Raw genomic sequence first — 21,782 nt, forward strand, 5'->3', positions numbered from 1 at the left:
AACCTAAAAGCGACTTAACTAAGTCGCTTTTAGTTTCATATCAAATCAATAATTTTTTCGAAGCACTCCGGGCTCATTAAATCGTTAGCACTCATAGGACGAGCGAAGTAGTATCCCTGTAGCTTATGACAACCTATATTTTTTAAAAACTCTAGCTGCTCCCGCGTCTCTACCCCTTCTGCAATACAATATAACTCTAAGTTTTCAGCGAGTGAGTAAATCGTTTTAATAATAGATTCATCCCCTTTATCAATACCAATACTATTAACAAAGCTTTGATCTATTTTTATCACATTAATTGGAAATTGACTCAAATAAGTTAACGATGAATAGCCAGTGCCAAAATCATCAAGAAACAGTTTGAACCCAGCAGCCTGTAAGCTTTTTAGTTGCTTAGCCGCTTTGTATTTATCTTCTAATAGCGTGTTTTCTGTAATTTCTAAACGAAGTTGTTGTGGTTTTATCTGTGCTTTTTCTAGTATGGAGCTGAGCTGCTGCGTTATGTTGGCCTTTAAAATATGTTTTGGAGACAAATTTAACGATATGTAAAACAACGGGTTAATGTTCAAAAGTGGAGCAAGCTCAGTAATTGCACGCTGTAAAGCTTGCTCAGTTAACATATCAATTATGCCAGTCTCTTCAGCAATAGGGATAAATAAAGCGGGAGAAACCGGTTTGCCTTGGTTTTCCCAGCGCATGAGTAATTCAACCCCACTTATTGTTTTATCTAGTGTATTAACAATAGGTTGATAGTGATTAAAAAACAGATTATCCCTAGCAGCATCTTTTAAGTCGTTTTCAAGAATAAGCTTTTGTTTAATTTGCTCATTCATTTTTTCATTAAAAAATTGAAATCCATTTCTGCCTGCTTGTTTAGCATGCATCATGGCAATATCTGCGTTACGTATGAGGGCATCGGTCGATGTTGCATCGTATGGGTACAATGCAATACCAATACTGGCTGATATATTAATAGCGAAGTCTTCAATAATAACCTTGTTAGCCAGCTCTTTGCTTATTTCGTTGAGGGTGTGTTGTAAAGAGGCCATTGAGGTAACGTTTTCAACTAACACTAAAAATTCATCACCACTTTGGCGGCCAAGTGTAGCGTCATCACCTAAGTATTGGCTCACTCGCTCGGTAATATTGCACAATAGTTTGTCACCCACTGCATGGCCAAAAGAGTCATTGACGGGTTTAAATTTATCTAAATCTATAAATATAACAGCGCATTGCGAATCGTCTTTAGCGGCGCTTGTAATGGCATTTTCGATTTTTTGATTCATTAAACTACGATTAGGTAAGCCCGTTAACGCATCGTAATTAGCAAGATAGCGTAACTCATTTTAGCGCGTTTCTGCTCTGTTAAATCGGTAATAACAATAACATAATAACTGACTTTATCTTTTTTATTAGCAACGGCTGTGGCACTTAAATGAATAGGGTGTTTTTCAGCTTTTGTGGTCTTTACATAAGCATTTGTTTGCCAGTTTTCTTTTGGTTTAAGTGCTTTTAAAATTGTTGCAAACTCTCTACACTTAGCTTGACCAATGGCATTAATAAATAATTTTGAGGTAATAATCCCCTCTCTGCCTTCATCAGAAAACACATCCATAAAGCTGTTATTGGCTGAAAATGGCACAAGGTCTTCATCTAAAATTAGTAAAAAGTCATTTATTTGACTAAATGCTTCGCCTAATATTTTGGCTTGTTGTTCGTTTGCCAGCTGCTCGGTAATATTAGTAAAAATACCCGACACATAAAGAGGCTCTTTAGTGTCTTCATTATGAATAGTTTGCCCCAAATCATGAAACCATAACCAGTGCCCATCCTTGTGCCGTAAACGATAAGTAGCTTGCCAGTGTTTTTGCTTTGTTTGGTTTGTAAAAGTATTCCATTTACTTTGTAGCCTGCGACGCTCATCAGGATGCATAATATTAAAAAAACTACTTATATCGATGCGTTCAGGTAAGTTCTCGTAGCCAAGCTCTGCGCATCTATCTGTATTTACGGAGTTATCTGCAAAGCTATAGTTCCATACACCGCTTTTATTACTTTTTAGTGCCAGCTCAGTTTGTGTTTTAGAGTGCACAGCGGCGCGGTGAGCTTGTTCAATTGCAATTTTACGGCTTCGGTATTGCCAGAAAAATAAAAACAAAATAACAACAATAGCAATAAAATATAAAGTATATGCAATAGGAGACTGCCAAGGGGCGTAAGCTACACTAAATTTTAACTGAATGGGGTCACTTGTGATCACTCCATTTCGCTGTTGAGTAGACACAGACAAAATATAATCACCAGGTTGTAATTTAGTAAAAAACACCTGGTTAGATTTTAAATCGTTGTAGCTCAAAGATGAAGGGCCTGTAAGCTCAACTTTGTAGTAGGTTTTATTAATATTTTTATAGTCAAAATTTGAAAACCGAACCGTTAAGCCCATATCGTCGTGCTTAAGCATTAATGGATCAGTGCTGTATTTTGAAGGGGAGTAATTAAGGGCTTGTGAAAACAAACTAATATTAGTAATTGCTAAGTTATTATTGATTTTTCGCTGTTCATTATCAAACTGTTCTGGGTCAAACATTAGCACGCCGCTACGGTTACCAAACGCTAACTCGTTGTTGTGTAACCTTAATGCTGCTAGTGCTGTAAAGTGATTGTTATTTAAGCCATCTTTTATTGTGTACGTGGTGATGTTAAGCGTATCTAAATTAAGTTGATAAAGACCGTTATCAGTACTTATCCATAAAAAGTCTTTATTATCTGCAATAAGTTTAAAAATAGAGTTAGTATTTAATGAGTTGTGTTTATCAAATACATGCACTTGCTGATATGTTTTAGCGTTTACTGCAATTAAGCCTTCTTGGGTGGTGGCTAACCACAGCAGCTCTCGCTGAGCATCGTAATAATAATTCTCTACTGTATGGTAAAGATTGTTTTTTGCTGTTTTAGATTTAAAAATAGTAATTAGAGTCGCTGTTTCTTCGTTGTATCGATAAAGCGTGTCAGAGGTACTTAACAGTAATTCGCCAGGGAAAGCCTCAGAGGGGGTATGAAACGTATATGCAAGCATGGGCGATACCTGATCTTTTAGTCCATTAATAACTCGGTTTTCGCCTGTGTTACCATTAAATATATAAAAGTTATCATTGTTTATATAAGCAAAAGTATCGGGTGCAACTTGTGCAATGCCGAACGTATAGTTGGTATTTAACTTGTACTGAGTAATGTATTTGTTTTTTTCAAATGTTGTTGTTTCTTTATTAAAGAGATCGAGCCCGGAAGAAGTTGCTAGCCATAGGTAGTTATCGCCTTTGCCATATGCAGGGAAAATATCACCTATAGCCGATAGGCCATAAACCGCTTTGCTATCTTTAGATTGTAGATATAAGTCACTCTTTTGGGTTTCTAAGTTATACTGAACAAGCCCATCGTCAGTGCCTATCCACAGTAATTTACTATTATCTTGGTAAATAGTGTTTACAATATTATTTTCAGGTAAGGTTATTTTTTTAAACTTTTTTGTTTGTGCTGCCCAAGTAAATATTCCATGTGTTCTAGAGCCTAACCAAAGTAAGCCCGACTCATCAAACATAATATCGTTTATCGTGTTCTCTGTTACGTTGTAGTTACTATCTTTGAAGTTTAAAATAGGGCTAATGCTTGTGTTTTTTCTATCGAATTCAAATAAACCACTTTCTGTGGCAATAAACTCACCATACGGTGTGTTTATATAATCCCAAATATTATAGTCACTTATCAAAGTTGTTAATGCTGAAGGGTTTATATTTTTAATTTCATCAAAAGCAATCCGATACATTCCTTCAACCGTACCAATTAGCAAACCGAGCTCATCATCTATGGATAAAAATTTAACATTGTTGCTATCGTTTGTAACTTCTTGAATGTCGTTAAGTGTTATTTGTTGTAGGTCGTTATTGGCAAAGTTATAAACATATAGCCCCTGCTCGGCACCAATATACAATGTGTTTTGGTATAATGATAATGCTCTAATAAACATATTTTCATCGGGCAAAGATGAGATGAGTGTTAGATCTTTTGATGTTTTACCATATCGGTAGATGTGCGAATCAATAGAAAAATAAAAATGCGCCGGTTGTTCAGCAACAGCCTGAACAGGAGAGAACTTTTCTTGATTTTGGTTTAAGTGCCCTGAATATATTAGCTCTGCTTGCAAGGTATTAGGGTTAATCAAATAACTTCCTGCAAGTTGAGTATTAACCAGAATTTGGCCGTCAATTGCTTTATAAATACTATTAATGTAGTTATTTTTTAAACCCAATTCGCTCTCGTAAGGCGTGACTTGGTATCCGTCGAATCGGTATAAACCTTCAGTTGTAGCAATCCATACATAGCCGATGTCATCTTGGAGTGATTTCACTATAAAGCTTTGCGACAATTGTTCGTTGTTAGTGATACGTTGTAATTGTTCTGAATAAGTTTGTGAAGCAAAGCTATGCTGCGAGCAAACAAATAAAAACATATAAACAATAAAGAAAAACTTACTCAAAAGCACTTACCCTTACAATGAACAAGGTTGGTATTAAATATTGGCGTGATATAACTTGAGTTTAATTCAAAAATTACAAAAAGCATTAAATGTAAACTGTTTGTTGTATTTTTGTTGGTATGTTACAAAGTTAATCTGATTATAACGTAAGGACATAGTATGAATTACGCAGGAAATATTAAAGCAGAGCACAGTTTACTTTTAGTTATCGACTTACAAAGTAAGTTAGCACCAGCGATTGCTTCGTTTAACGACACGCTAGATTGTGCTCTGCAGTTAGCAAAAGCAAGTGCTATTCATCAAATTCCTTCAATAATTACAGAACATTATAAAAAAGGACTAGGTGAAAGTGATGAGAAAATAAAATCTGCGTTACCTAATGCACACTATTTTGAAAAAATTAACTTTAGTGCCTGTGTGCAAGAGGGGTTTTTAGATACTCTTGCGCAGTTAAAGCGCCCGCACATAGTTGTTATTGGCACTGAAGCGCACGTTTGTGTGTTACAAACATGCTTAGATTTATTGCAGCAGGGTTATGCGGTCACTGTGGCAGCTGATGCAGTAGCATCAAGAAACACAGAGCACAAAGCTATTGCACTAGAACAGCTTCGTCAAGCCGGTGCTATAGTGTCTTGCGTAGAGACCATCATATTTCAATGGACAACAAAAGCAGGGACGTCTACCTTTAAACAAATACTACCAATTGTTAAGTAGCGCATTAAAAACGGTTTTAAATCAAATAATTTGTACTTTTGTTTGATTTAAAATAATAAACAGCGAGCTGTTTTGAGTTCAGGTAACGGCTGAACGTGTTTAATTTAGAACACAATTAATTTAAGGTTTTTATGTCTAGTGTAAGTCGGTTATTTACAATTATTTTTAGTCTTTTGTTTATTGAGTCTATAGGTATTGGTCTTTATTTTGGCACCCTGACAGAAGCATTTCTTGTCGGCTTACCGTTATGTTTGCTCCCCATTTGGCTTTTAAAAACCCAACCTGATAGCAAAATGACCCCGCATGTTGTTGCGGCTGCAATTATGATGTTTTCATTTTTACATATTCAACAAGCCTATGGCCTTATTGAAGTGCATTTCGAAATATTCATTTTCTTAGCCATGCTAATAATGTTCATACAGTGGCGAGTGTTTATTACCGCTATTGTGTTTGTAGCTATACACCATTTATCTTTTTACTACCTGCAAACACAAAATACTGGTTTTTACGTATTTGATCCAGACCGACTCGCTTTTTCAACTGTGCTTATTCACGCAGCGTATGCCATTGTGGAAGCGCTTGTGGCCGGTTTTATTGCTAAAACACTGCAGCTTGAACGCCGTGCTGGTTTATCGTTAAGCTATGCCACAGAGCAAATAATGCAAGATCCAAATCAAGTTAAGCTTTCTATGCGAGCAGATGACACAACAAGCAAAGCGGTAGTTGGTTTTAATACTTTACTTGGGTACTTATCAGATGTGATTAAGCAAGTTCAAGTACAGTCTGACTCTTTAAAAAATAACTCTAAAGAACTTATTCATGTTCATGATGAGTTAGCCAATAGCGCGCAGCAACGAAACGCGCAAACAGATGATATTGCTAATTCAGGCTCACAAGTTGCGCATGGTTTTAAGTTAGTTGAACAAGAAAGCGATACTTTAAAACAACAAGTTAATAGTATTACTGAATCAGCCAATGTTGCGCTGGAAGAAGTATCACAAACCGACAGAAAAAGCACCGAGCTACTCACCTTGTTAACAAATACTGAAGAGCAGTTAAGCCATTTAGTGGCCGCTGGCGATGTTATTACTAGCTTACTCAATGAGATTTCAGGCATAGCCGACCAAACTAATTTATTAGCCCTTAATGCTGCAATAGAGGCCGCACGAGCGGGGGAGCATGGCAAAGGGTTTGCTGTTGTTGCCGATGAAGTACGCTCGCTTGCAAATAGCAGCCAAGCAACAACAACCAAAATAGCGTCTACGCTTACTGATCTGGTAAATAATAGTCGCACGTCAACTCAATCTATGAATCAATGTGTAGAATTTGTGGTTGATTTAACAAAAATAAGCGCAACGATGAAAGAAAAAATTTCGTCAATGAGTGATCAAATTCAAGCGGTATCTGCCAGTACTAACTCAGTCGCTCAAGTGGTTGCCGAGCAGGCTGGAAATACAGAGCAAATAGCAATGAGTACAGATCAAATGCGCCAAAATCAGTATCAAGAGACTAAAATAGTTGAGCAGTTAACGGCTAAAGTACAGCTGATAGACGTAAGTATTGATGTATTAGAGCAAAGTATTGCAAAATTTAAGTAAGTCTCGTTATTTCACCATTAGCTTAATTTGTATATGGCTTGCTTTTGTTGTGTCGGCACTTGTTTACTTTCAGCTAGGGCAGCTAAAGCCCTTTGATGAGGGTAATATGCTTAAACAACAAAACTGGTTTTCGCAATTTAAAAACCAAGTACTGTGGCAAAACAAAGACAGTGCTCAACTTGTGATTATTACGCAAGAAAATTGCGGCTGTACAATTCAAGCACAGCCTCATTTATCAGCCCTGCAACGCTTTGCTACAAACCAAGGCGTTGAAGTGCAAAATTTTGTATTAAATAATGAGTTAAAGTCAGTGATCCCTGCCACACCTGCCGCCGTTTTAATTGATAAAAATGGTGAGTTTGTTTATGCAGGGCCTTTATCTGAAGGGCTGGCATGCTCTCAAGGTAGTGGCTTTGTGGAAACCGTTATTAGTAATTTACAGGCCGGATTTAACTCATCATTATTAATAGCGGATACAAAAGGCTGCTATTGTGTAAATAACGCCTAAATCATATACCCTTATATAAAAAGCGCTTACAACTAACTTGTATAAAAGTAGGTAAGCGCTTTTTATTGTTTAAAGATTAAAGAGTGATTTAAACGTTATTTAATCATTATATAGCCACTAAACCATAAATACCCAACAGTACAAAAACACTGGCTGCTATCGCTCTTACGGTATTTAATGGAATTCTTTTTAGTAACGCCTTACCGGCATAAATAACAGGGACATTGGCAATTAACATGCCTACTGTAGTACCCACCGTAACCCAAAGTACTGATTGATATTGTGCACCGAGCAACACGGTTGCAATTTGTGTTTTGTCCCCAATTTCAGCAATAAAAAATAAGATTAAGGCCACTAAAAATGCACCATAGCGGTCGTATTTATGGCTCACTTCTTCATCTTTATCTGGAATAAGTAGCCACAGCCCTACCACAATAAAGCTTATATTGACTATCCAAGGTAAGTATTCGACGGCAAAGTTCCCGCTTAGCCAATCACCAAACCATGCAGATAAACCATGATTAATAATAGTAGCAGTGAGAATGCCTAAAATAAGTGCAATTTTATTATGAAAGCGAGCAGCTAATAGTAAAGATAAAAGCTGGGTTTTATCGCCTATTTCAGCAAGGGCAACAGTGACGGTAGAGGTTAAAAAAATATCCATTAATATAATCTTCAGGCGGGAATACTAAACCAAGGCAAACAGCTATCTCCCGCCATGAGGATAGTGTCTACCTAGGTCTCGCCGATAACGCTTGCTACAACATTACAAACTTACCATGCATATGAGATGCAATTATGTTGATAAGTTTACTCATTACTGAGCGGGCTACTCCCCTAAGAGGGAAGCGATTATTCCACAAAGTTTAAAGCAGGTAAATATATTCGGGTAACTTTTAAATTTAAAAGGTGGCTTTGTGGCGTTAGTGCACAAATAAACTTGCTTTTGGCTATCAAGTTAGCTGTAATAATAAACAGAAGGAAGTTGAACAATTTGAAATTATATGAACGTGTAAAGGAATTTAAATATGCAATCAACAGTCGTTAAATCAACAATGGCAACTATTCAAAATGGAGTTATGAAAGCGGACGGAAAGTTTTGGATTACGCAAACCGACTTAAATTTTGAACCTTTTAATGAAAAATTAGGGTTAGAACCATATACAATTGCCCGTGATACAATTTTAAAAGTGGTTGAATGTAAAGGCAAAGGCGCAGGCCTTGTTCCAATAACAGCTGATGCGATAGAGGTTTTCACGCAAGATGGCAGCTCGTATCAGTTTATACTCTCAAACCCCAGTGATTGGATAAATATATTGTCAAATCAAACTAGTGCTTAAAGTAACAAGCATGCCATCATTTACTCATTGTAAATGATTGCATGATGGCAAATGATGTTTTCATTTAGGTATCAGCTGCAATATGCGGCAAAATGAAAGTACCTAAACTTTAAATACATTAACTTGCCCTTGTAGCATTGCCGCAAGCTGTGCGAGTTCCTGCGATGCCTGTGCATTTTGCTGTGAGTTTTCGCTAACCGACGTGATACTCGCGCTAAACTCATTAATAGTACTGCTTAGTTCATTTGCGACCATTTTTTGCTCCTGTGTTGCGGTTGATATTTGAGTATTCATATCTGCAATTTCAGTAACTTCACGGTTAATTTCGCTGAGCACTTGCGAAGAATAATTAGCATGGTCAACACTCTCTTTAGCGCTGCTTTCAGCGTTACCCATGGCATTAACTGCTTGCTGAGCCATGCCTTGTAGTTTAGTGATCATTTCATTAATGCTAGCAGTTGCCTTTTGAGTATTGTGGGCAAGTTGCCTTACTTCATCGGCTACAACGGCAAAACCACGACCAGAATCGCCAGCTCTTGCTGCTTCAATAGCTGCATTTAAAGCTAACAAGTTAGTTTGCTCAGCAACGCTTTGAATCATCATAACAACTTGGTTTATATCATTGGTTTGTGTATTTAGATCTGTAATGAGCTGCGTATTAGTATTAACCAAAGTTGAAAGCGTATTTATTGACTCGATATTATCAGCAACAGTTTGTTGCCCTTGACCTGCCTTAATGTCGGCACTTGTTGCCTTGTCTGAGGTTGTTTGCGCGTTTTGAGCAACTTGTTCTATTGCACTGCTCATTTGAGTAATTGCAGTTGCAATCATAGCCGATTGTTGCTCTTGCTGCGTTGCTGAACTGGCAACCTGAATACTAATAGAGTTCATTTCTTCAGCTGCAGAGGCAAGTGTCAGTGTTGCGCCTGCCATATCTTTTACTAAACCTTGGATCCGAAGTAGCATATCATTAAAGTTAGATGCGGTATCTGCAATCTCATCCTTACCTTGAACCTCAGCACTAGCTGTTAAATCAGCATTGGTCGCAATGTGCGTTATGGTATCGCGTAATGACATTAATGGGTTTTGTATCGAAGAATAAATAAAGTAAGCAACAATCAGTAACAGTAAAATCAATATCGCGATTATCACACTCATTATCAATTTTATAAATTGATAATTCTCATCAGCTTTAACTTTAAAATCACTTGCTTCTTTAAGTTGTAAATCAATTAAAGCTTGGTAGCTGGCACTCAGCGGATCAAATAATTGGTAAAGCTCATAAACAAATTGCTTTTGTGGGATTAATAAAAACTCACCACTATTAATACTTACAATTAAATTTTTCAAGTGCGTAAGCACAGGCTGTAGTTTACTTTCAACATTATCTACTAAGCGCTTTTCTTCAGCTGTTAGCTGTGTGCTCAGGTAGGCTTTCCATTCATTATCAGCCGTATTTCTAGCATAATTAATATTCGCTAAAAGCGCTGATTTGGTAATAGACTCAGCACGATACTTGTGAAGTAAGTCAACAATATTTACAGCGTAATCATCAGACACATGTTTAATTTGCTTAAGTGGTACGACACGATCGTCGTATAAACTATCAATCCCTGCTACTAACCTTCCTATTGTTTGCAAGACGCCAAGCAAGTTATGTTTTGATTGAAGTTCCGCTTAGCGCTGTGAGTTAAACCATTCTATGCAACACACAGCTTAAATCGCTGCGCAGGTGTTTCGTATTCTAGTATTTTTCGTGAACTCTCATTGCCAAGGTGATTATGGATCGCATGGCTTCGCTACTTATCTGACCTACGTCAAAAGGGAGGTTGGTTAAGCCGAAGGCGCCACCCAACAGAGTTTCTAAGCATCAATTTAATAATGAAAAACTTACTCAAAGAAGGCGTTCATTAAACTTTAATGAAAAAATGATTGAGCACAGACTGACAGTATCGTTCAAACAATATTCCTATTAATTTCTTTTTTAATGATTACTATCGCACTTACTATATAATTAATTTATTATATAACCAATTTGTTATGGGGTGGTTATGAAAGTTCTATTTTTATGCACTGAAAACTCGGCTAGATCTATCATGGCCGAGGCGTTGTTAAAACATCATGGTAAAGGTGAGTACGAGGTTTACAGTGCTGGTACTGAGCCAAATAATGTGGACAGCCGAACGCTGTCAGCTATTGAACACTTTGGGTTGCGTACCGATGGTTTACGCTCAAAACACCTTGATGAAGTTAGCAATATCCATTTTGATTTTGTTATTACCCTGTGTGATAAAGCGGCAAAAGAGTGCGATAGCCGAGTTAATGGCACTAATTGCCTTGCATGGGATTTTCCTGAGCCTCGCTCCCGCAAAGAAGCCAATCCGTTTGAAAAAACACTACAAGAGCTAAATGAACGGCTCAAAATGTTTTTGCTAACAAAAGAAAAGCAAAAACTAGCGCCAATCACACCAACTACTTTTTACAAAGCGCTAGCTGATGATATTCGTTTGAAAAGTCTATTAATTATTGCTGTTGAGGGTGAAGCATGTGTTTGTGAGCTAATGACTGCTCTGAGTGAAGAGAGCCAACCTAAAGTTTCTCGTCACTTAGCACAACTCAGAAAAACGGGCATTTTATCCGATAGAAAACACCAGCAATGGGTTTTTTATTCGATAAATCCAACACTACCAGAGTGGATGAAGCAAACTATTACATCAACGGTAGTGAATGATCCCATTTTCATTGAACAAGAGCTAGCCAGATTAAATGCGATGGGTGATCGTCCCACGCGTGTAGCAAGCTGCTGTAACTAGGGAGTATTGTTATGGGAATTTTTGAACGCTATTTATCTGTTTGGGTCGCTATATCAATTGCTGCAGGTGTCTCATTGGGGGTTATTTACCCGCCGTTTTTTGAAGCAATCGCAGAGCTCGAAGTGGCGCATGTTAATATCGTCGTTGCCATCTTCATTTGGGTAATGATCTACCCAATGATGGTACAAATAGATTTCTCAACAATTAAAGAGGTGGGTAAAAATCCACAAGGACTGGTGTTAACTTTAGTGATTAACTGGCTTATCAAACCATTTTCTATGGCTGCATTGGGTTGGCTTTTCTTCGAAGGATTGTTTGCCGATTTTGTTTCGCCAGAAACCGCGCAAGAATACATCGCAGGAATGATTTTACTTGGCGTAGCGCCATGTACAGCAATGGTATTTGTCTGGTCCCAACTTACTAAAGGTGACGCAAACTACACCTTGGTTCAGGTATCGGTTAACGACATTATCATGATTTTTGCTTTCGCCCCACTTGCAGGATTACTGCTGGGGGTATCGGATATTCATGTACCGTGGGGAACTTTGTTTACCTCTGTTGTATTGTACGTATTACTGCCTTTAATTGCAGGGATATTGACCAGAAAGCACCTAAATGCCTCAGGTCGTGATGAAACAACTATCACAACCTTGTTAGAAAAGTTAAAACCATTTTCTGTCATTGGTTTACTAGCCACAGTTATGCTGCTGTTCGGCTTTCAAGCTAACACTATTTTAGAGCAACCACTCAATATTTTGCTAATCGCGATTCCGCTGGTTATTCAAACTTATGGCATTTTCATCATTGCCTATTTTATTGCGCTAAAAATCAAGCTTAAACATAACATTGCAGCTCCATCGTGCTTAATTGGTACATCAAATTTCTTTGAGTTAGCTGTAGCTGTAGCTATTTCTCTTTTTGGCCCCCATTCCGGTGCAGCACTGGCTACAGTCGTTGGTGTACTTGTAGAGGTGCCTGTGATGCTATCTCTTGTTGCCATAGTTAACAGAACAAAACATTGGTTTAACTAATTATTAGAGGATCTTTATGCAAACTCACCCATTTGACAAACTGACACTTGATAACGGCGCTAGCTTTATTTTCACGCCATGCCCAGGAACGAAAGACGTAGACTTAACGACATCAGTAAAGCAATTGAAAGGTGCAGGAGCGCAAGCGATTGTCACTTTAATGTATGATATAGAAATAAAGAAAAACGAGGCCGAAACACTTCCTCAAGTTTGTAACGAACAAGGCATAAAATGGTTTCAGTTACCTATTTTAGATGATGATGCGCCTAATGATGACTTTGCAACGGCGTTCAGATCTCACCTTGATGATGTGTTAGCTATTTTGCGTAATCAGGGCACGATAGCTGTGCACTGTAAAGGCGGTTCAGGTCGCACGGGCTTAGTGATTGGCATACTGATGTATGAGCTAGGTTACAACAAGACAAGTATTATTAATCAAGTACAGAAAGTACGCCCTAAGGCGCTTTCTAACCCTGTGCAACTTTCATTTTTTAATGAATATCAAAAAGTAGGAGTTTAACCATGACAATTAAAATTGGTATTAACGGTTTTGGCCGCATGGGCCGATTAACGCTTAGAGCAGCCTTTGGTTGGCAAAATATTGAGTTTGTGCAAATCAACGATCCTGCTGGCAACGCAGAAACACTGGCACACCTATTAAAATACGATTCAGTGCATGGCACTTGGTCACATGATGTATCTAATGATGACAACAATGTGATAATCAACGGTCAAGCTATTCGGGTCACTCAAAATAAAGTAATTAATGATACGGATTGGTCTGAATGTGATGTCGTCATTGAAGCATCAGGTAAAATGAAAAAAATCGATCTGCTGCAAGCCTACTTAGATCAGGGTGTTAAGAAAGTAGTGGTCACTGCACCAGTGAAAGAAGAAGGCGTACTCAATGTGGTGATGGGGGTTAACGACCACCTTTATAATGCTGAACAACATGCCATTGTAACAGCTGCGTCTTGCACCACAAATTGCTTAGCACCAGTGATAAAAGTATTACAGGATAAAATCGGTATCAAACATGGTTCAATGACAACCATCCACGATATAACTAATACTCAAACGATTTTAGATGCACCGCATAAAGATTTACGTAGAGCGCGTGCCTGTGGCATGAGCCTTATTCCAACCACTACAGGCTCAGCAACGGCTATTACCCATATTTTCCCTGAACTAAAAGGCAAGCTAAATGGTCATGCCGTTCGCGTACCACTGGCAAATGCATCAATAACTGATTGTGTATTTGAAGTGGAACGTCCAACAACTGAAGCTGAAATTAACGCTTGGCTGAAAGAAGCGGCTGAAGGCGAGCTAAAAGGTATTTTGGGCTATGAAGAAAAGCCGCTAGTGTCAATTGATTATAAAACTGACCCGCGTTCAAGCATTATCGATGCGCTATCAACAATGGTCGTCAACACCACTCAGGTTAAGCTGTATACATGGTATGACAACGAGTGGGGATACGCCAATAGAACAGCTGAGCTTACTCGTAAAGTGGGTCTATCAATAAAAGGGTAAAGTGACACTATGAAGCGCTTGGCATCATTATCAGACGATATTAAACAATACCTCGTGGTCACAGGCAATTATTGGGCATTTACCTTAACGGATGGCGCACTACGTATGTTAGTAGTGCTTCATTTCCATGCTTTAGGTTATAGCCCGCTTAGTATTGCTATGCTGTTTTTGTTTTATGAAATCTTTGGCGTTGTAACCAACTTGATTGGCGGCTTCTTAGGTGCTCGTTTAGGGCTAAATAAAACCATGAACATTGGTTTGGCTATTCAAATTGTTGCCTTGCTCATGCTAGCTGTTCCCTCTGAATGGTTAACAGTTGTATATGTGATGATTGCCCAAGCGCTTTCTGGTATTGCCAAAGACTTAAATAAAATGAGTGCTAAAAGTGCTATCAAGTCGTTGGTTACCGATGGGCAAGAAGGCACGCTTTTCAAATGGGTGGCAATATTAACAGGCTCTAAAAATGCTTTAAAAGGTGTGGGCTTTTTCTTAGGTGGTTTACTGTTAACCTTATTATCGTTTAAAGGTGCAATGCTGCTGATGACGGGTGGTTTAGCACTTGTATGGTGTTACAGCCTTTACGCTTTAAAAAGTGATTTAGGAAAAGCGAAGAGCAAACCTAAGTTCACCGATATATTCTCAAAAAGTCGTTCAATTAACCTCTTGTCGGCTGCACGACTATTCTTATTTGGTGCCCGTGATGTCTGGTTTGTGGTTGCACTGCCCGTATTTTTGTCGCAAGCCTTTAATTGGGATCATTGGACGGTAGGCGGCTTCTTGGCACTATGGGTGATTGGTTACGGTTTCGTACAATCTATCGCACCTAAGGTAATGAATCTCAAAGAAGGGTTTTCGCCTGCTATAGAAACAACCAAATGGGCGAGTTTACTGGCACTGGTTACATTAGGTATAGCCTTATCCCTGTATTTTAATTGGCAAGTAAAAACAGTGCTCATTGCTGGTTTAATGTTGTTTGGTGTACTGTTCGCTATTAATTCATCGCTGCACAGTTATTTGATTGTTAGCATGGCCGATGCCGACGGTGTTTCTCTCGATGTTGGTTTTTACTATATGGCTAATGCGATGGGGCGTTTGATTGGTACAGTATTGTCAGGCTGGATTTTCCAGCTATACGGATTAGCGGCTTGTTTAGCGATATCGTTTATATTTATTGCACTGGCTGGGCTTTTCTCAACAAAGTTACCAACAACAGCAACTAAATACGCATATAGCTGATTTAATAACTATCCTATGGCACTCATCCGTCAGGGATAGTTAACCACTCCATGATGGTAATAAGCTTTTAGCTTAATGGTTGCATTGTGACACAAAACTACTGCTTTTCTAAAATAAGTGAACGTATAAATTAGCTCAAAGGCACCTATAAAGTATTTACCCTAAAGCGTTTTGAGGCAGAGAGAAGGTATACCGCATGATTGAAATTGGCACTGAGCCGAACCTCGACTGTTTGGCGATAAGCAGTCAGTCGGGTTTCTTTGTTTGACGTGAAGTTTTATCCGTATAGCTATTAGCGTAATGGCGTTTTTTCAATCCATTCTTAAAATTTATTTTGTTGTTATTTTTGAGTAGTTTCGTTTAATAACATGATATTTTTTAAAGATAACTACTGGCGAATCTTCATCCTTTAATGAAAGCTAATGCCGGACCACATATAAGGAAATAGGTATAAAATGGACACTATTTTGGAATAGTTTGTTTGCTAAATTAAATGTTTGCGTGTTGATAAAGTTGACCCTCCTGAAACAGAAGGCTACCACGAGTTTGTTATCACGAATGCCTAACAAGAGGCTGTGGTGGGCGTTACCAATGTCTGCTTATGGCACAGACTGTGTAAAAACTAATTTTTAATAAATTGTCTTGGGTATGTTCTTAGTTTAAAACCATCTAGGATGGTTGCGATCGATTTTTTCTCAGTATCACAATTTTCTCCGCGCGAGCGAAACTGCTATAGCAACGCTACTCTAATCGCTTTACTTAGACCATTAACTCCCATAATTGTGAGCATTCTTCTGAAGTTGTAAGCCAGAACATGAAGATTTATTTCTGTACTCACGCTTTTTAAACCTCGTGTTAGTAAGTGGGTAGCTCCCATCCAGAGTTTAATTGTGCCAAAGGGGTGCTCAACAGTTTGCTTGCGATGAAGCATCAATTCAGGTTCATTCTTTAGCTTTTGAAGCATTTCTTCTGTCAGAATCTCATGCACCCACCGCCTTATTCGCCTAGGGTCTTTTTTAGAGTTAGTGCACTGACTTCTTATTTTACAATCTCGACAAGCAATGTGATTGAAGTAAACATCAAGGTATTTACCTTGCTCAAATACCTGCATTCGATTTTGAAGTTCATTACCAGCGGGGCATAAGTAAATATCTTTATTTGCATCGTATTTGAAGAGTGAGCGGTTAAATATCCCTTTCTTTTCAGAGGACGATGTATCCGTCTTGGGCATGATTGGCTCTGCACCCAAATCGATAGTATCTTTTATATCGGGCTGACTGAAGTAACCTTTATCTGCTAATACCCTTATATCTTCCTTGCGCAATGCTTTTTGTGCGAGTTTTGTCATTGACGCAAGCTGGCCTCTATCTGGCACGTTGGTCACCTCATGCGCCACTATAAGGTGGTGCTTGGTATCAACCGCACTTTGCACGTTATAACTCACAACTCTTGTAAAACCTTGAGTTTTCATTAAACGTGAATCAGGATCAGTAGTGGATATTTGCTTGTCAGGATGAGCTTCAACTTGTTCTTTAATCTCGTGTAGTTTTTTTAACTGGCTGCGAAAGTCAGCTAGCCTATCTTTTGTGGCTTTAATTTTTGTGACGTTAGCTTGCTCTTTATCGGCTTCATCAAGTAATTCAAGGTAACGTTCAATGTTCTTTTCGACTCGGTCGATGTGGAATTTAACTTTGCTTGGCGTAAAATTATTGCCTTTGTTGTTGCTAGCTTTAAACTTACTACCATCGATGGCAACAACTGGTTTCTCAAACATATTCAGACGACGGCAGACTTCAACAAACGTTTTGCACACATTTTTTATACCATCTCCGTTGTCTTTTCTAAAATCAGCAATCGTTTTAAAGTCGGGTGCCAACTTACCAAGTAGCCACATCAGTTCAATATTGCGTTGGCATTCGGTTTCTAATCGGCGGGATGATTGAATACGGTTGAGGTAACCATAAAGATACAGTTTTAATAATGTGGCTGGATGATACTTAGGGCGACCTGTGGACTTTAAAGTTAATCCTTTAAACCCCAATTCAGCTAGATTTAGTTCCTCAATGAAAACATCAATCACTCTGACCGTATTATCTTCACTGACGTAATCTTCCAACGATTCTGGAAATAACGTTGATTGGTCACGACTTTCACCGCTTATAAACTTTGACATACTGCCTCAACCCTCAACTGAATCAATAGTCTAATTATATAAATATCAGTATATTAAGTGAACTAAATGTATAGATTAATAGATCATAAGCAGAACATACTTAGACCAAAAGGTGATCAGAGTTTTCACACAGTCTGGGCACTCAGTGATAGTCGGTATAGAGTGTCTCCGCCACTTATCCGACCTATAGGTTGGTTAAGCCTAAGGCGCCACCCAACAGGCTTAATGTAATTCATTTTAATCATCCAACTATTTACTTAATCCTACCTAAGTTCAAGGTGAGATTTTAGTTAATAAATCTCAATTTAAGTGGCACTGATCAAAAAAAATGCAAAAAAATCAATTTTTATAAAAAACCAATTGATAACTATTTTCGTTTAGATTAATATAAATCCACTAAATGAAATTGAGAGTTGTTTGTATTCATGTATGTTTGTCTTTGTCACGGTGTGACCGATAAAAAAATTGAGCAAACCATCGACGATGGTGCTACTACCATGCGCGAGTTAACTAAAGAGCTTAAAGTGGGCAGCCAATGCGGTAAGTGTTGTTGCTGTACTAAAAAGATCCTCAATCGTAAACTGATTCAAATTGCAGATATAACCGATCAAGTGGCTTAATAGTAACTTATAAAAGTAGGCCCTATCTAAACGAATTGGTTTAACATTTAAAAATTAAACATAAAAAAAGCAGCCTTAGCTGCTTTTTTTGTATTTATAACTTTAATTTACAGTTGCGATTGTAAGTAGTTTTCAAGCCCAGTGTTTTTGATCAGCAGTTGCTGTGTTTCTAGCCAATCAATTTGCTCTTCTTGCTCATTTAAAATGTTATCGAGCGCTTCGCGGCTAATGTAATCTTTTTTACTTTCAGCTAGTTTAATGGCAGCACGTAGCTCATCTACTGTATCAAGTTCAAAGCTCATGTTAGCGGCAATCATTTCTTCGCTGTTTTCGCCAATGCGTAAGCGTCCTAAATCTTGAAGGTTCGGTAAGCCTTCTAAAAATAAAATACGCTCAATTAAACGATCAGCATTTTTCATTTTTTGTATCGATACTTTGTAATCAGCTTTGTCCAGTTTACTAAAACCAAAATCTTTAAACATACGTGCATGTAAAAAGTATTGGTTAATACCCACAAGCTCATTAGCAAGTACTTTATTTAGCGCTGCAATAACGTCTTTATCGCCTTTCATAATATAGTCCTTATTCGCCCATTTGAGCTTGGTGATAGTTTTGAGTGCCAATTTTGTCAATCAGCCCCAGTTGTTGCTCTAACCAGTAAACGTGATCTTCTTCGGTATCAAATAATAGCTTTTCTAATATTTCACGAGATTGATAATCTTGCTGTTGTTCACAGATAGCAATAACTTCTTTAACACACTCAACCACTTCAAGTTCTAAGGTTAAGTCGTTTTGCATCATGCTTTTTACATCGTCACCAATTAACAGATCACGACGTTTGGTCATGTTTGGTACGCCTTCTAAAAAAAGAATACGTTTAATTAACCAATCAGCGTGATCTTTTTCTTCTTCCATTTCATGGTTAAGACGCTCATAAAGTTTGTTTAAGCCCCAATCGTCGTACATACGAGAATGAATAAAATACTGGTCAATAGCAGCTAATTCGTTAGCTAACAATGTATTGAAGGCGTCGATTACTTTTTGATTACCTTTCATAGCGCTTATCCTAAAAATTCTAATTGTGGCTAGTCTAGTATATAGGCACAGAATTGCAAGTAATTTACTTATAAATCATATGGTTAATATTGAGTTTGATTCTCGTTTAAGTTTGCATTGCTGGTTGATAAATGGACAGGTTGTTATTTGTATTTTAGATCAGCAAGTTAGTTGAGGGTATAAGCGCGTTCATACCGTAAAAGTATGAACGCGTAAGTGATTAAAATTGATAAGTAACACCTACTGTGGCCGTGGTACCTAAACCTTTAATGTTGTATCCGCCATAGGTGTAAGATTGCGCACGGGCTGGGAAGTAGTCTTGGTTAAATAAGTTTTCTACCCCGATAAAACCTTGCCAACTATCTGCAAACTGATACTGACCACTTAAATTAAACACAGTGTAGTTATCAACAGGCCCCTGATCGCCAACATATTTACCATTATCATTAGGCTCAAAGCGTTTTCTATCACCCACATACAAGTAACTTAATATTAGTGACAGGGTATCCGTAGGCTGCCAGTTAAGGTTTGCTGTGGCTTTTGGTGGGCTGATTTGCTTAGAGCCTAAATATATATCGGCTTCAGTATTTTTACCTTCTACATAACTATAAGTTGCTAGTAATTTAAGAGATGGGCTTATGGTGTAGTCTACTAAGGCTTCATAACCCCAAATTTCTTGAGGTGCTCTAACCGGTTCATAAACACCGGTTACTTCATTAAATTTGTTTGTAGTGCCAAGCTCAGAGGTGCTTCGATATGCTGCGACTTCTAAACGAACTGCATCGAATTGAGAATTAAAACCAATTTCATAATTATCGATAATTGAAGCTTGTGTTTGAATAAGGCCTATATCATTTACTGTGGCAGAGCGAAGTAGGCGGCCAATATCTGATATATCAGATCCCTGTGAGTAGTTTAAAAAGGGGCTGAATTTTTCATCTAGATTGTATTTAATGCCCACGTTATAGGTTGTAGCATTGTAATCAACCGTGTCGCCTTTTACGCTAATTGGCACAGAGCATTGCGTGGCCGTTTTACATAATTTGAGCGTGCGATAATCGTCTACGCTAAGGTCAATATTTTCTTTGCGTACACCGGCCTTTATTATTAAGTCATTAGCGATGACCCACTTAGTTTGTAAAAAGCCCGCGACACTTTTCATGCCCATTTCTGGCACCCAAACCCGGCCATCAACTAGCGGTTGTGCAGTCACATCATTTAACGCATCAATTCCGTAAATAAATGACGCTTCAACTGAGTCAAAGTCAACCTGGGTATTAAAAGTTGCTCTGGCGCCTTTTTTTTCTGAACTTATAACGGATTGACCACCTTGATAATTCTCATCAGGATTGGCAAGGTTTGGAGAAAAGAAAAACACATTTTCTATATCTTGCGTATAGAGGTCTAACGTCATTTGTGTGTTTTCAAGCAGTGCGTAGTCAGTGTATTTTAAGGTTATATTTTTGTTGCCTTCTGGCCCTTGTGGTTTACCTTGCTTTTGTAATTCTGACGGCACATGAATCGCGTAGGTTTTTTCTCCTAGGCTCATATCACCAACAACATCGCCTAAGTCGGTTTTTTGTTGTGAGCTGAAGTAGTTATAACTAAATTGGAGTTGCTTTTCATCATCAAAGTCATAGCCAAGTTTAGTGAAGTAATTTTGTGTAACGGCATCAGATAAACCATATTGTAAACCGAGAATATCGCCCTGCGAATCGCGTTGTACACCGTTTTCTTCGTAACTTGCAGTTACTAAGTAGCTAAATTTATCTGCACGACCATTAAATGCTGCAGATACCCTTGCGCCTGCGCTTTCTTCAAGTTTTACCGCACTAAAACGACTTGATAAGCTTATTTTACCTTGGGTTTGCCCATCGCTTTGTGCTTGTTTGGTAATATAGTTAATAATTCCGCCTGATGCGCCGTTACCATAAATCGACGTTGCCCCTTTAATGACCTCTATTCGACCTATTGCGCTTGGATCTAAGGTTTTCACCCCTAATGATCCGTTACGCAATGGTGTTGACTGTGGCACGCCATCAATCATGATCAGTGGGGCCCGCCCGCGTAAAGTTTGTCCTGAATTACTTGAGCTTCCAGTATCTGGAGCAAGGCCGGGAACCATTTGTGCTAAAAGGCTTTGTAATTCTGGATTAACTTTTAAATGCGCTTCTATTTGTTTTTGATTAATAATAGTTATGGAAGCAGGAACCTCATCAATACTTTCAAAAACACGACTACCCGAAACAATAACGTGCTCCATTTCTGTTTGATTTAAATTTCTTTGGATCGTTGATTCGTCTGCAATACTGGCGCCACTGACTATTAATGCTATTAAGCTCAGAGATGTTTTAAACATGCGGGTCCTTCGTTTGAATGGTTTTAGTTGTATTAATGATGGGCGCAATATTAAGAGTAATTTAAAGTAAAGGCAAGGTTAATGATAATTATTATTATTTGTATTTGATAAGGAGGGGTAATAGAGATTTAAATATAGCGTTGTGTTAAAAATAGAGGTTTTACTCGTACCGATAGTGGATTATTGTTAGCAGGTCTTCTGCATTATGTTACACAAGGCATAAAAATAAGGATGCGATCAGCTTTAATTACAAAGCACTTTGTATAA

At 38.1% G+C, this 21,782-nt stretch carries 16 protein-coding genes and 1 pseudogene; 10 read left to right on the plus strand and 7 right to left on the minus strand.

Features of this window, described 5'->3' with window-relative positions:
- Positions 1–35 precede the first annotated feature (35 nt).
- Positions 36–4,534, minus strand: a pseudogene (locus tag BG00_RS15685) (EAL domain-containing protein).
- A 159-nt stretch (positions 4,535–4,693) separates the two neighbouring features.
- Here BG00_RS15685 and BG00_RS15690 point away from each other — a divergent pair.
- The 3 genes from BG00_RS15690 (at position 4,694) to BG00_RS15700 (ending at position 7,354) form a co-directional block, all read left to right on the plus strand.
- The gene (locus BG00_RS15690) at positions 4,694–5,248 is read left to right on the plus strand and encodes an isochorismatase family protein (RefSeq protein ID WP_036983839.1); all 555 of its coding nucleotides are present in this window, start codon (positions 4,694–4,696) and stop codon (positions 5,246–5,248) included.
- Between the two features lie 131 nt (positions 5,249–5,379).
- Entirely contained in the window at positions 5,380–6,846 is a 1,467-nt protein-coding gene (locus tag BG00_RS15695) for a methyl-accepting chemotaxis protein (RefSeq protein WP_036983840.1), read from the plus strand.
- On the plus strand, positions 6,830–7,354 hold the full coding sequence (locus BG00_RS15700; protein ID WP_013463088.1) for a DUF6436 domain-containing protein: 525 nt from the start codon (positions 6,830–6,832) through the stop codon (positions 7,352–7,354). The genes BG00_RS15695 and BG00_RS15700 overlap by 17 nt, the downstream gene beginning before the upstream one ends.
- A gap of 106 nt (positions 7,355–7,460) precedes the next feature.
- Here BG00_RS15700 and BG00_RS15705 read toward each other — a convergent pair whose 3' ends face one another.
- Positions 7,461–8,018: a TMEM165/GDT1 family protein gene (locus tag BG00_RS15705; protein ID WP_036983842.1), complete on the minus strand. Its 558-nt coding sequence runs from the start codon at positions 8,016–8,018 to the stop codon at positions 7,461–7,463.
- A 364-nt stretch (positions 8,019–8,382) separates the two neighbouring features.
- Here BG00_RS15705 and BG00_RS15710 point away from each other — a divergent pair, with 364 nt between their 5' ends.
- The gene (locus BG00_RS15710) at positions 8,383–8,694 is read left to right on the plus strand and encodes a hypothetical protein (protein WP_013463090.1); all 312 of its coding nucleotides are present in this window, start codon (positions 8,383–8,385) and stop codon (positions 8,692–8,694) included.
- Between the two features lie 102 nt (positions 8,695–8,796).
- Here BG00_RS15710 and BG00_RS15715 read toward each other — a convergent pair whose 3' ends face one another.
- Entirely contained in the window at positions 8,797–10,335 is a 1,539-nt protein-coding gene (locus BG00_RS15715; protein ID WP_253861421.1) for a methyl-accepting chemotaxis protein, read from the minus strand.
- A gap of 410 nt (positions 10,336–10,745) precedes the next feature.
- On the opposite strand from BG00_RS15715, the gene BG00_RS15720 reads away from it, so the two are divergent.
- Genes BG00_RS15720 through arsJ form a run of 5 tightly spaced genes read left to right on the plus strand, consistent with a single transcriptional unit; the run spans position 10,746 to position 15,307 of the window.
- Complete coding sequence (locus tag BG00_RS15720) at positions 10,746–11,507, plus strand: metalloregulator ArsR/SmtB family transcription factor (RefSeq protein ID WP_036983845.1); 762 nt, start codon at positions 10,746–10,748, stop codon at positions 11,505–11,507.
- Between the two features lie 11 nt (positions 11,508–11,518).
- Positions 11,519–12,538, plus strand: coding sequence for an ACR3 family arsenite efflux transporter (gene arsB / locus BG00_RS15725; RefSeq protein WP_036983846.1), 1,020 nt, complete (start codon positions 11,519–11,521; stop codon positions 12,536–12,538).
- 16 nt (positions 12,539–12,554) lie between these two features.
- Complete coding sequence (locus BG00_RS15730) at positions 12,555–13,058, plus strand: phosphatase domain-containing protein (RefSeq protein ID WP_036983847.1); 504 nt, start codon at positions 12,555–12,557, stop codon at positions 13,056–13,058.
- A 2-nt stretch (positions 13,059–13,060) separates the two neighbouring features.
- Positions 13,061–14,071, plus strand: coding sequence for an ArsJ-associated glyceraldehyde-3-phosphate dehydrogenase (locus BG00_RS15735; RefSeq protein WP_036983848.1), 1,011 nt, complete (start codon positions 13,061–13,063; stop codon positions 14,069–14,071).
- 9 nt (positions 14,072–14,080) lie between these two features.
- The gene (gene arsJ / locus BG00_RS15740) at positions 14,081–15,307 is read left to right on the plus strand and encodes an organoarsenical effux MFS transporter ArsJ (RefSeq protein WP_036983849.1); all 1,227 of its coding nucleotides are present in this window, start codon (positions 14,081–14,083) and stop codon (positions 15,305–15,307) included.
- A 730-nt stretch (positions 15,308–16,037) separates the two neighbouring features.
- Here arsJ and BG00_RS15745 read toward each other — a convergent pair.
- Positions 16,038–17,480, minus strand: a complete 1,443-nt coding sequence (locus tag BG00_RS15745) for an IS1182 family transposase (protein ID WP_036981679.1) — start codon at positions 17,478–17,480, stop codon at positions 16,038–16,040.
- A gap of 425 nt (positions 17,481–17,905) precedes the next feature.
- On the opposite strand from BG00_RS15745, the gene BG00_RS15750 reads away from it, so the two are divergent.
- Positions 17,906–18,100: a (2Fe-2S)-binding protein gene (locus tag BG00_RS15750; protein ID WP_010389142.1), complete on the plus strand. Its 195-nt coding sequence runs from the start codon at positions 17,906–17,908 to the stop codon at positions 18,098–18,100.
- Between the two features lie 107 nt (positions 18,101–18,207).
- On the opposite strand, the gene bfr (BG00_RS15755) is transcribed toward BG00_RS15750, so the two are convergent.
- From bfr (BG00_RS15755) to BG00_RS15765, 3 genes are all read right to left on the minus strand, one after another.
- Entirely contained in the window at positions 18,208–18,672 is a 465-nt protein-coding gene (bfr, locus tag BG00_RS15755) for a bacterioferritin (RefSeq protein ID WP_008112262.1), read from the minus strand.
- Positions 18,673–18,682: 10 nt separating this feature from the next.
- Positions 18,683–19,156, minus strand: a complete 474-nt coding sequence (gene bfr, locus BG00_RS15760; protein WP_013463107.1) for a bacterioferritin — start codon at positions 19,154–19,156, stop codon at positions 18,683–18,685.
- Between the two features lie 220 nt (positions 19,157–19,376).
- Positions 19,377–21,515, minus strand: coding sequence for a TonB-dependent receptor (locus tag BG00_RS15765; RefSeq protein WP_036983850.1), 2,139 nt, complete (start codon positions 21,513–21,515; stop codon positions 19,377–19,379).
- Between the last annotated feature and the right edge of the window lie 267 nt (positions 21,516–21,782).

This window comes from Pseudoalteromonas sp. SCSIO_11900 (assembly GCF_000576475.1).
GTDB lineage: Bacteria > Pseudomonadota > Gammaproteobacteria > Enterobacterales > Alteromonadaceae > Pseudoalteromonas > Pseudoalteromonas tetraodonis.